11 protein-coding genes are annotated in these 11525 nt (G+C 41.4%); 3 read left to right on the top strand and 8 right to left on the bottom strand.

Going from position 1 to position 11525, the window contains the following annotated elements; translation table 11 throughout:
• The first annotated feature begins 114 nt into the window (after window positions 1–114).
• Entirely contained in the window at window positions 115–1272 is a 1158-nt protein-coding gene (locus tag CWB60_RS05455) for a chorismate mutase (RefSeq protein WP_054982179.1), read from the top strand.
• Window positions 1273–1376: 104 nt separating this feature from the next.
• On the opposite strand, the gene tyrA is transcribed toward CWB60_RS05455, so the two are convergent.
• From tyrA to ffh, 6 genes are all read right to left on the bottom strand, one after another.
• Window positions 1377–2510, bottom strand: a complete 1134-nt coding sequence (tyrA, locus tag CWB60_RS05460) for a bifunctional chorismate mutase/prephenate dehydrogenase (RefSeq protein WP_024031860.1) — start codon at window positions 2508–2510, stop codon at window positions 1377–1379.
• Between the two features lie 252 nt (window positions 2511–2762).
• Window positions 2763–3122 (bottom strand): 50S ribosomal protein L19, encoded by a 360-nt coding sequence (rplS, locus tag CWB60_RS05465; protein WP_004587324.1) that lies wholly within the window; start codon window positions 3120–3122, stop codon window positions 2763–2765.
• Between the two features lie 33 nt (window positions 3123–3155).
• Entirely contained in the window at window positions 3156–3923 is a 768-nt protein-coding gene (gene trmD / locus CWB60_RS05470) for a tRNA (guanosine(37)-N1)-methyltransferase TrmD (RefSeq protein WP_004587325.1), read from the bottom strand.
• Window positions 3923–4459 carry a ribosome maturation factor RimM gene (gene rimM / locus CWB60_RS05475; protein WP_004587326.1) on the bottom strand — a complete coding sequence of 179 codons (537 nt, stop codon included), beginning with the start codon at window positions 4457–4459 and terminating at the stop codon, window positions 3923–3925. The genes trmD and rimM overlap by 1 nt, the downstream gene beginning before the upstream one ends.
• Before the next feature lie 17 nt (window positions 4460–4476).
• Window positions 4477–4725, bottom strand: coding sequence for a 30S ribosomal protein S16 (gene rpsP / locus CWB60_RS05480; RefSeq protein WP_004587327.1), 249 nt, complete (start codon window positions 4723–4725; stop codon window positions 4477–4479).
• Between the two features lie 250 nt (window positions 4726–4975).
• Window positions 4976–6355 (bottom strand): signal recognition particle protein, encoded by a 1380-nt coding sequence (ffh, locus tag CWB60_RS05485; protein ID WP_024031859.1) that lies wholly within the window; start codon window positions 6353–6355, stop codon window positions 4976–4978.
• 253 nt (window positions 6356–6608) lie between these two features.
• Between ffh and CWB60_RS05490 the strand changes: the two genes are divergently transcribed.
• The gene (locus CWB60_RS05490) at window positions 6609–7415 is read left to right on the top strand and encodes a cytochrome C assembly family protein (RefSeq protein ID WP_024031858.1); all 807 of its coding nucleotides are present in this window, start codon (window positions 6609–6611) and stop codon (window positions 7413–7415) included.
• A gap of 61 nt (window positions 7416–7476) precedes the next feature.
• Window positions 7477–8745 carry an HlyC/CorC family transporter gene (locus CWB60_RS05495; protein WP_004587330.1) on the top strand — a complete coding sequence of 423 codons (1269 nt, stop codon included), beginning with the start codon at window positions 7477–7479 and terminating at the stop codon, window positions 8743–8745.
• A 61-nt stretch (window positions 8746–8806) separates the two neighbouring features.
• On the opposite strand, the gene CWB60_RS05500 is transcribed toward CWB60_RS05495, so the two are convergent.
• Together CWB60_RS05500 and gshA are read right to left on the bottom strand one after the other, a co-directional pair.
• A complete protein-coding gene (locus tag CWB60_RS05500; protein WP_024031857.1) occupies window positions 8807–9418 on the bottom strand; it encodes a transglycosylase SLT domain-containing protein in 612 nt (203 codons plus the stop codon).
• Between the two features lie 133 nt (window positions 9419–9551).
• A complete protein-coding gene (gene gshA / locus CWB60_RS05505; protein WP_126006354.1) occupies window positions 9552–11138 on the bottom strand; it encodes a glutamate--cysteine ligase in 1587 nt (528 codons plus the stop codon).
• Between the last annotated feature and the right edge of the window lie 387 nt (window positions 11139–11525).

The raw sequence follows: 11525 nt of genomic DNA on the forward strand, positions 1-11525 counted from the left end.
AAGAGGCTGAACTGTTTGTGAGATAAAATCAATCGAATAGCAAAGCCTCCCACTTGGGAGGCTTTTTTGTTTTAGTTGCACTAAGCAACTTATTTTTGGAATGAGGAAACCAAAATGACCAACGATGTTTTAAACGCGCTCAGACACGACATTAACGAAATAGACTCCGATCTATTGGTGTTATTAGCTAAGCGCCGCCGTATTAGCCACGGTGTTGTTGAGTATAAAATTGCGAATAACAAACCGATTCGTGATGAAGCGCGCGAACTAGCCTTACTCGAAAAGCTGATTGGTTATGGCAAGTCGCTTGGTCTAGATGCGTATTATGTAAATAACGTTTTTCAAACCATTTTGGAAGACTCTGTGCTGCATCAACAGGCCATGCTGCAAAAAAACTTAAACCCCGATGCATTAAGCGAAACACATCGCGTTACTTACTTAGGCGGGCAAGGCTCGTACAGTCAGCTAGCATGTCATAAATACTTTAGCCGCCGCCCTGGCAAGTTAGTCGAAATTGGCTGTACCTCGTTTGATGAAATTACGGGCAAAGTAGAAAATGGCCAAGCAGATTTTGGTTTGCTGCCTATAGAAAACACCAGCTCGGGCAGTATTAACGAAGTATTTGATTTATTACAACATGCTCAAGTATCAATTGTAGGTGAAGTTACACACAGTGTAGAGCACTGCTTACTTGCCACCCCAGATACTGAATTAAGCCAATTAACTAAAATTTATGCCCATCCTCAGCCATTTGCTCAATGTAGTCGCTTTTTACAAGGCCTCGGTGATTTACAACATGAAACCTGTGATTCAACCTCAAGTGCTCTACAGTCAGCTTTAAATACGCCAAATAGTGCGGCTATTGGCTCAGCGCAGGCAGGTAAAAACGTTGGCCTTGAAGTGATTAAATCAAACCTTGCGAATCAAAGTGAAAACCACAGCCGCTTTATCGTGGTGGCGCGCAAACCTCTGCAGGTATCTAAACAAATACCGACTAAAACCAGCCTTATTATGGCCACTAAACAACAAGCAGGTTCATTGGCTGATGCGTTAATGGTGTTTAAACAACATCAAATAAACTTAGTTAAACTAGAGTCTCGTCCTGTACCGGGTAACCCGTGGGAAGAAGTGTTTTATGTGGACTTAGAAGCAAACCTTGCCGATAGCCAAGTACAACATGCCTTAGAGGAGCTAAAAGAGCATACTCAATATGTGCGCGTTTTAGGCTGTTATCAAAGTGAGTCTTTACAAGCTGTGAGTGTTAATACCTAACCTAACACGCAAATACTAAAAAGGGCCTAAGTAGGCCCTTTTTTAATCGCTGATTTAAAATGCTTTCAACGTATAGCTTAAGTAACTACACATTTTTAACCCTTTTAATCTAATACCTTGGCGTCATTTGCTTTATTTAGCAGGCTACGGCTTTGCGTTAAAAAGTGCGCGGTCGAGTCTGAAAAATACGCTTTAGCATCAGCAAATGCATCGATGAGTGCGCCTTTATCTCCCGCTTTTAGCTTTTCAAGAGTTTGTGCAAAGGTCTCTTGGTATTGCGCTAATAAACTCTCAACATTATCAAACTGGGCCAACATTATATCTGAGTATAGCTCAGGAGATTGTGCAAATAAGCGCCCTACCATCATCAACTCTAACTGATAAATAGGAGACGAACAGCTCCTTAGTTCCTCAAGCGTATGGCTTTGCTTTGCTAAAAACTGCCCATAAACAAAGGTCGTTAAGTGGCGCATTACTTGTATAATTTGCATGGCTTCATCATGCTTTTTAGCATCTAGCTCAACAAGTTGGCAACCCCATACTTGCAACTGCTGTAGTAAGCCTTTTGCAGCATCATGCGCTCGGCCTTCACACACAACAACAGTTTGTTTAACCCAGTGAGAAATATCAGGGCCAAACATAGGGTGCAGGCCAACAACGGGCCCAGAATGCGCCGCCTTTAATGCCTTAATGGGTGATTGCTTAACTGAGGTAATATCAACAAGCAAACAGTCATCATCAAGTTTAGGTAGCTTAGCAACCACGGCCTCAAGTGCATTGATAGGCACACTGATCATCACTAATTTTGCGCCAGCTAAAATGGCTTTAGCATCGTTTTGCTGATCTTTATCTAAAATCTTAACTTCATAACCTGAACGAATAAACTGCTGAGCAAATAACTGGCCCATTGCCCCTTGCCCACCTACAATTACAATAGGTGATAAATCAGGAGCTGCACAGGCAAGTTTAGCTTGTTGGTTTTGATAGGCTTCGCGCATCATGCGCCTTAATATGTCTTCAACAAGTTCAGGGCTGACTCCTTGTTTAATCGCTTCATCACGACGAGCAGCTAGCAAAGTAGCTTCTCTTTCAGGGGCATGCAGGGGGGCGCCATTTTGCTGCTTAATAGCACCAATTTTTTGGGTTATTGCATTTCGCTTTGCAAGTAAAGCAACTAATTGCGCATCGCACTCATCTATGCCATCTCGTAATTGTGATAAATCACTTAATTCAGCCACGTTTCTCATTCCACCTATAAACAACTCATTTCGTAAATATATATTTACATTTAAGTAAACTAATCAATACGTTAAATACTAACAGGATCAAGTATGGGTTAAAAGGTTAATGTAACAACGCGAGTGAAGATTACTTAATACAGAGGGGTGCTTTTGTGAAGAGGTAGTATGTTATTTAATGGCTTAAAAACCAAAACGGGTTGCAACCGTGAGGCTGCAACCCGTTTTCTTTGCGTTGATAAACAGCGCGTATTAGTTAAGTTTTTCTCTAATACGTGCAGATTTACCAGAACGCTCACGTAGGTAGTAAAGCTTAGCACGACGAACCGCACCACGACGCTTAACTGTTACGCTATCAATAAGAGGGCTGTGCGTTTGGAATACACGCTCAACACCTTCACCGCTCGAAATTTTACGAACTGTGAATGCTGAGTGAAGACCACGATTACGCTTAGCGATTACAACACCTTCAAAGGCCTGTAGACGCTCTTTGTTACCTTCTTTTACACGTACCTGTACAACTACTGTATCACCAGCGCCGAATGCTGGTACGTCTGTTTTAAGCTGCTCTTCTTCAAGCGCTTTAATAATATTTTGGTTTACTTTTGCCATTATGTTTCTCACTTTCCTAGGTGTAACTGTCTTCTAGCCACAAGCTTTTTGGTACTCTTGCTGAAATTGTGCGAGTAATACCGCTTGCTCCTCAGTCAGAGCTAGGTTATGCAACAAGTCAGGACGTCGTAGCCAAGTTCTGCCTAATGACTGCTTAAGCCGCCATTTTGCTATCTCTTGGTGGTTTCCACTGAGTAGTACAGCAGGCACCTGTTTGTCGTCCAATGTTTCTGGCCGTGTATAGTGAGGACAATCTAGCAAGCCATCCGAAAATGAGTCTTGCTCTGCTGACTGGTTATGACCTAACACGCCTGGCACTAATCGCGCTACTGCATCAATTAATGTCATGGCAGGTAATTCACCACCACTCAAAATAAAATCACCAATTGACCATTCTTCGTCAACGTATGACTCTATTATTCTCTCGTCTATACCTTCATAGCGACCGGCAATCAAAATCAGCTTTTCAGAGTTTGCGAGTTCGCTAGCCCCTTGCTGATCTAATTTGCGCCCTTGCGGGGACATATAAATTACTTTTGCGCCATCACCTGCCGCTTTTTTAGCGTCAAGAATAGCTTGTTTTAATGGTTCAACCATCATTAACATACCTGGGCCGCCCCCGTAAGGACGGTCATCTACGGTTCTGTGCTTATCTAAAGCATAGTCACGTGGATTCCAGCAGTTAAAGTCAATTAAGCCATTTTTCACTGCGCGACCAGTGACACCTTGGTGTGTAATAGCATCAAACATGTCTGGGAAAAGGCTTATCACCCCTACCCATAATGAACTAGTTTGAGTCATTAAAACCCAGGATCCCAGTCTACGGTAATTTCTCTCGCTTCGTATTTAACTTCTTTAATTACTGAATCAGTTAAAAAAGGAATCAAACGCTCAGCTTGACCAAATGCATCTTTACTGTTTGCCTTAACAACCAGTACATCATTCGATCCTGTCTCCATCAGGTCATCAACAGTGCCTAAATTGTAACCTTTATCAGTTACAACCGACATGCCAATGAGATCTCGCCAATAAAACTCGCCTTGCGGGAGTTCTGGTAATTGCGCTGAATCAACAGATATTTCTGCATGGGTATAAGCCATTGCTTCGTCTCTGTCGTTTACTTGCGCAATTTTAGCGATAAAGCCTTTGTTGTGGCGACGCCAGTCGACCACTTCTAAGGTCTGCCATTTACCTTGTTGCCCTATCAACCACGGGCTGAAATCGAAGATCCCTTGGGGATCATCAGTAAATGAATGTACCTTAAGCCAGCCCTTTATACCATATGGGGCACCGAGCTTTCCTACGACAATAATTGATGAGGTGTTCTCTTGACTCATGGTTACACTTACGCCTATTAAGCCGCTTTACGAGCGTCTTTAACTAACTTAGCTACACGATCAGAAAGACCTGCGCCCTGACCTACCCAGTGATCAACACGAGGTAAATCTAAACGAAGTTTTTCTTCTTGACCTGAAGCAATTGGGTTAAAGAAACCAATTTTCTCGATGAAGCGACCGTCACGCGAGAAACGGCTATCCGCAACCACAATTTGATAGAAAGGGCGTTTTTTAGCGCCACCACGTTGCAAACGAATAGTTACCATACCGTCCTCTAAATAGATTGACTGTTTTCATTAATAAGATTTACTCCCCAGTATGGGGAGCTGGGGAATTGTACGAGTTTTTAGCAACAATGCAAGTAAGAAGTGAAGCAAAAAGCCACTTTAGTAGGTTAAACTGTGATCTGAGCCACAATTAATAGATTATCATGCACCACGCGCATAATTTATTCAACAAAAAAGGGCCAATTAGCCCTTTTGTTATACATTATATAGCGGCTATTTAAGCGCTACATTAAAATTTAGGGCCACCGCCACCCATCATTCCAGGTGGTAACATGCCTTTCATGCCGCGCATCATTTTTTGCATGCCGCCTTTACCTTTCATTTTTTTCATCATTTTTTGCATTTGCGTAAACTGTTTTAGCAGTTTATTTATCTCTTGTACCTGTGTACCAGAGCCTGCGGCTATACGTTTTTTACGAGAGCCTTTAATAATCTCAGGACGCGCACGCTCTTGTTTGGTCATAGAGCTGATGATTGCTTCCATTTGAATGAAGGTTTTGTCACCCATTTGGCCTTTTACAGCATCGGGTAAGTTTTGCATACCAGGCAGCTTATCTAGCATCGACATCATGCCACCCATATTTTTCATTTGCTTTAATTGCTCTGCAAAATCATCAAGGGTAAAGCCGTTGCCTTTAAATACTTTTTCGGCGACCTTAGCTGCTTTTTCCTTATCGACTTTCATTTCGACTTCTTCGATTAATGAAAGTACATCCCCCATGCCTAAAATACGCGATGCGATACGATCGGGATGGAACGGCTCTAGTGCATCCGTACGCTCACCCACACCCATAAATTTAATTGGCTTGCCGGTAATATGCCGAATAGATAAAGCAGCACCACCGCGTGCATCACCATCTGTTTTAGTTAAAATAACACCGGTTAGAGGTAGCGCTTCATCAAATGCTTTAGCGGTATTCGCCGCATCTTGACCCGTCATTGCATCAACCACAAATAATGTTTCGATTGGGTTGATTGCTTTATGAAGGTCTTTAATTTCGCCCATCATTTCGTTATCTACGTGCAAACGGCCGGCGGTATCAACTAAAACTACGTCTATAAATTTCTTTTTAGCATGAGAAATAGCAGCGGTGGCGATATCTACTGGTTTTTGCGAAATATCACTTGGGAAAAAATCCACGTCAACTTCGCTGGCAAGTGTTTCAAGCTGTTTAATAGCCGCCGGACGGTATACATCGGCACTAACAACTAGCACTGACTTTTTCTTACGCTCTTTTAAAAACTTAGCAAGCTTACCAACACTGGTTGTTTTACCGGCACCTTGTAAACCAGCCATCATAACAACGGCTGGCGGCTGTGCATTTAGGCTAAGCTCTTCGTTGGCTTCACCCATCGCTTTTTCAAGCTCTTCGCGCACTATTTTTATAAATACTTGGCCAGGACTTAAGCTTTTAGTTACTTCAACACCTACGGCACGTTCTTTAACTTGCTTTACAAACTCGCGAACAACAGGCAGCGCAACGTCAGCTTCTAAAAACGCCATACGTACTTCACGTAGCGTGTCTTTAATGTTGTCTTCTGTTAAACGGCCGCGGCCACTAATATTTTTTAAGGTTTTACCTAATCGTTCTTGGAGGTTCTCAAACATGTAACGGTTCCGATAAGACGTTTATATTGACCCAATAAGCTCAAGCTTATTTGCATTTTACTTATTAGATGGGAGCAATAGTATTAAATTTCAATTAAAAACAGTATACCGTAAATGATGGCGCACAATACAGTATTGAAGCACAGCTTATTGAGTTTCTTTTTTTAGGTCTATGCAATTGCTTTGCTATAAAATACAATGTGCTTATAACAACAAGAATTATTTGACTCTAATTATAAGTGGCCCAAGCACAATGCTGATTATTAGTTTAACTATTATTGCCAGTTTATTTTATGTGTTAGCAACGTCTCACGTGTTAACACGCCTGTTTCATCAACAAGGCCCCAGCCAAAAGGTAACGGTTATTTTAAGTACCGTGGCTATACTAGCGCACATGCTGCTGTTGGTTAATTCGGTGTTTCGCTCCGACGGGCAAGATTTAAGCATTGTTAATGTTGCACTGCTGACCTGCTGGGTTATTGTGGTGTCGGTTACTGCGGTGTCGTTAAAGTTCCCTGCTACATTGCTGTTACCGGTTGTCTATGGCTTTGCAGCCCTACTCACCATTGCGAGTTTGTTTATACCGCACCATATTTTATTACAAAGCTTTAATATTGAAATAGGCCTTATCACACATATATCGCTATCACTGTTAGCATATTGCGTGTTAATTATTGCCACTTTATACGGCGTGCAGTTTTACTTTATTGATAAACGCTTAAAACGTAAAGATTTAGCAATTGTGCATAGTCATTTGCCACCATTAATGGTGGTAGAACGTCAGCTCTATCAACTATTAAACTTAGGTACGGTGTTACTTACCTTTGCCTTATTAACAGGGTTTGTGTTTTTAGATGGGATGTTTGCAAAAGAATTTATCCATAAAACCATTTTATCGCTTGTCGCATGGGTTATTTTTGTCACTGTTGCGCTTGGGCACATGAAAAAAGGCTGGCGTGGTAAACCTGTGGTTATTACCATCATGGTCGCTGCATTTATCCTCACACTTGCTTATTTTGGCAGCCGTTTTATACAAGAAGTGGTGTTAAATAAGTTTTAACTTGACTCTGTCAGCTCACTCTAGCTTAATACGCATTGGTTTATAAAAAAAGGATCCATCGTTGGACGACATATCGACAAGTACCTTGTTTATCATTTTAGGTTTATTGGTGCTTTTTTCTGCTTATTTCTCGGGTTCAGAAACCGGGATCATGTCAATTAATCGTATACGCTTGCGCCACCTTGCAAAAGAGGAACATCGCGCAGCTAAACGAGTCAGTAAATTACTTAGCCGTCCTGATAGACTCATTGGCCTAATATTAATTGGTAACAACCTTGTAAATATCGCTGCCGCCCAGGTAGCCACTATCATTGGTATTCGTTTATACGGTGATTTAGGTATTGGTATTGCAACCGGTGTGTTAACGCTAGTGGTACTAATATTTGCAGAAGTAACCCCAAAAACGCTTGCTGCGTTGTACCCTGAAAAAGTAGCCTTTCCAAGCTCTATTATTCTCAAAGGGTTACTCAAAATACTATTCCCGTTTGTGGTTGTTGTTAACTGGATGACCAACGGTATTTTACGTCTATTTGGTATCAGCTCAGCACAAATAGATGAGCACAGCATGAGTAAAGAAGAACTTAAAACAGTGGTGAATGAGTCAGGCGCATTACTGCCAGCTCGTCACCAAAGCATGCTGACCTCTATTTTAGATTTAGAGCAAGTGACCGTTGAAGATATTATGATCCCTCGTAACGAAATAGTGGCGATTGATATTAACGACGATTGGAAGCTCATTAGCCGCCAATTAACTCATGCTCAGCACACCCGTGTATTACTTTATCGCGACAATATTGATGACGCGGTAGGTTTTATCCATTCGCGTGACGCTCTTCGTCTTTTAACCAAAGAGCAATTTGATAAACCGTCATTATTGCGTGCTGTACGTGAGATTTACTTTATTCCTGAGGGGACATCCCTAAATACCCAGCTATTAAAGTTCCAACAATCAAAAGAGCGCATTGGTATAGTGGTTGATGAATATGGCGACATACAAGGTCTCGTAACCCTTGAGGATATTCTTGAAGAAGTGGTTGGCGATTTCACTACCACGCAAACACGTACGCCAAGTGAAGAAGTGACCACACAAAGCGATGGCTCTTACCTTGTTGATGGCGGCGCTAACGTGCGCGACTTAAACAAAGAGATGGGCTGGGAGTTTCCTCTTGATGGCCCTAAAACACTCAGCGGTTTAATTGTGGAATACCTAGAAGATATCCCAGATGCTAATTTAAGCCTTAAAATAGCCGGCTACCCTGTTGAGGTGTTAGAAGTAAAAGAGAATATGATAAAACAGGTAAAAATTAAGCCAAATCAACGTAAGTTGTAAGTTTAAATAATGCATTAAAAAAAGGAGCCTTGGCTCCTTTTTTTGCTTTTAAGATATGTAGTTAGCCAAAAAGCAGTCGCTCAAACCAGCCTTTATCAAGCTCCTCTTCACAACGTTTAAGCTGCGCACCATAACGACTTGCGCGGTGTTTTACTTTATTAGCAACACTCATTAGCCACTTTTTCTTTTTATAGGTACCGCGTTTATAACCGCCCCACCCTTCGTGATAATTTAAGTATTGGGCGTAAGCATCCCATTTAGAGATACCATTTACTTTATGTGTTTTATAAACAAACCATGCCATAAAGTCGATTGCATCGTCAAAATCATCTCTATCAGCCCCACTGTTACCCGTTTCACGAATATAGTCAGACCAAGTTGGAGTTTTTGCTTGTGAGTACCCGTAAGCATCACTGGCACGCCCAGTTGGAATTATCCATAAAAAATACTCCATGGGTGGTGCGGCATCATGACGAAACGAACTTTCTTGGTACATCATGCTCATAAGAACATGTTTAGGTGAGCCCCATTTTTCTTGTGCATCTTTTGCATCAAAGTACCAGTCTGACTTTTCTTCAAAAATTTTACAAAGATCATTAGGTTGCTTTGGCGGCGCAGTGGCACACCCAGCTAAAGAGAGGGCAAAAGATAAAATAATTGCATTTTTTTTCATTTTTATAAGATCTCACTGAACTTTTTAAAAAAGCGTGGGTCTGAGTATATGAATGCAGCAGTATAGCATTGTTTCATCCCTGAAGAATATTTACGCAGCCACCTTGGGCTGCGTTTTTTTTGCTTAAAAAAACTTAAGCAGATGCTTTGGCATTAAAATATTCATCTAAAAAGTCAGTAAAGCTTAGCGTGTCGGCGCGCTCTATTTCTTCTCGCGCTTTATCTGAGAGAACAACTTGTTGCTCTAGCCATTCTTTAGAAAACACATTGTAGTTGGCTTGTGCATGGCTTTGCTTATATTTATTAGCCAATTGAATAGCAAATAAACCGTTATCTATACCCGCACTTTCTAGCTCGCGCACATAACGCCCTGAAAAAGTCAGCGCAGGGTTATCAACCCAAGTAGCCATTTGTGCGATGGTTTCGCTGTAATAGGTCACCCCATACGCCTTATCCATATGCTCAGCGACTTCACTTAGTTGGTCAAAAATTTCTCTCCCCCAACTTTGTAACGTACGCTGTTGGTTGTTGTCGTTAAGCATAACACCTAACTGACGCCCCTGATTAACCACTGTGTCTAAATTCTCAGTGCTGCGGGCTTGCTCTTTCCACTGCATTTCTGGAGAGTCTTTCAACAAACAATACGTTAAAAACACATCTAAAAAATGAATTTGCTCTATATCAATGCCCGTTTCACTAAACGGGTTTACATCCAGCGCTCTAATTTCAACATACTCAATGCCTGCTCTTAATAATGCATCCGTTGGTTTTTCACCACTTTTAGCATTACGTTTAGGGCGGATCGGCGAATAAAATTCGTTTTCGATTTGCAGAATATTTTTATTAAGCTGCTTAGGTGTTGCTGTGGTGTAGTCGTCAATATCGCCGTATAAGTCAGAAGGCGTGTTGATTGCTTTTTTAAGCCCAGCAACGTACTCATCAAGCGAGTTATACATTACGCGTAATGAAGATTGCGCACTGTTGGTGTAACCTAAATCACCCAAGCGTAGCGCGGTTCCTACTTCTAAATAAAGTGTACCTTTACCTAGTTTTTTAAACGGTAGGTCAGTTTTTCGACCTTGTAAAAAAGAATTACATAATGCAGGTGAGGCACCAAACAAGTAACTAATTAACCAAAGCTCGCGTTTGAAATTACGAATAAGCGCTAAATAACCATCCGAAATAAATGCTTCTAGGCTTTGCTCACTTTGCTTTAAGGTGTGTAAGGATTGCCAAAGTGTTTCTGGAAAAGAAATATTAAAATGAACACCCGCAATCGCTTGCATCATACTACCGTAACGGTTTTTTAATCCTTCACGGTATAGGGTTTTCATACGCGCAGTATTTGAGTTACCAAATTGAGCCAGTACGATGTCATCTTGATCTTCAATAAAGCATGGCATACTGATGGGCCATAAAAGCTCATCACCCATGTGCTCAAGTGTAAACTTTTGCAGGTCTTTTAATTGCGCTAAGGTTTCTGTCGCTGATTCACTAACAGGGGTAATAAATTCAAGTAATGACTCTGAAAAGTCGGTAGTAATATGTCCGTTTGTTAATGCACTACCTACGCCTTTAGGATGTCCTAAAGTGGAAATGGCGCCATTACCTTTAATACGCAACGACTCTCGCTCAATACCACGTTTGATCCCTTTAATTGCGTGCTGATGCGGTGTTGCTGATAACGCGTTTAGCGCGCTAGATAAATCATGTATAGTCAAAAAATGCTTCCTCGGCCACGTGGCTTAATCTTAGGGTTATGGGGGCTAATTGCCCATACTCAAGATTAAATTGTTAAGAACAATATAATTTTTCAAAATTTTTAGCTATTTACCCTGTTGAGCATGCGCTTGATACAATAAGCATCAACCAGCAAGCTAATCTTGCCACTGCTCACGCTAATATACAATCGCTTTGCTAGGGCGTGTTGGCCTTTGTGAATTGAAATTTGTCCAAACTAAGGGCAATTCAATTGCGGCGCGATATTTGTAACCGAATGGGCTCGATAACTGCCCTGCGTTATTCTAATGACTTACCTCCATGTAAGAATAAGTAAAAACCGAACAAAGCTTTCGCGTCCTGCTCATACCCCTTGCCTAAAAACCAAA

This window comes from Pseudoalteromonas sp. S327 (genome assembly GCF_005886415.1).
In the GTDB taxonomy this organism is placed as follows: domain Bacteria; phylum Pseudomonadota; class Gammaproteobacteria; order Enterobacterales; family Alteromonadaceae; genus Pseudoalteromonas; species Pseudoalteromonas atlantica.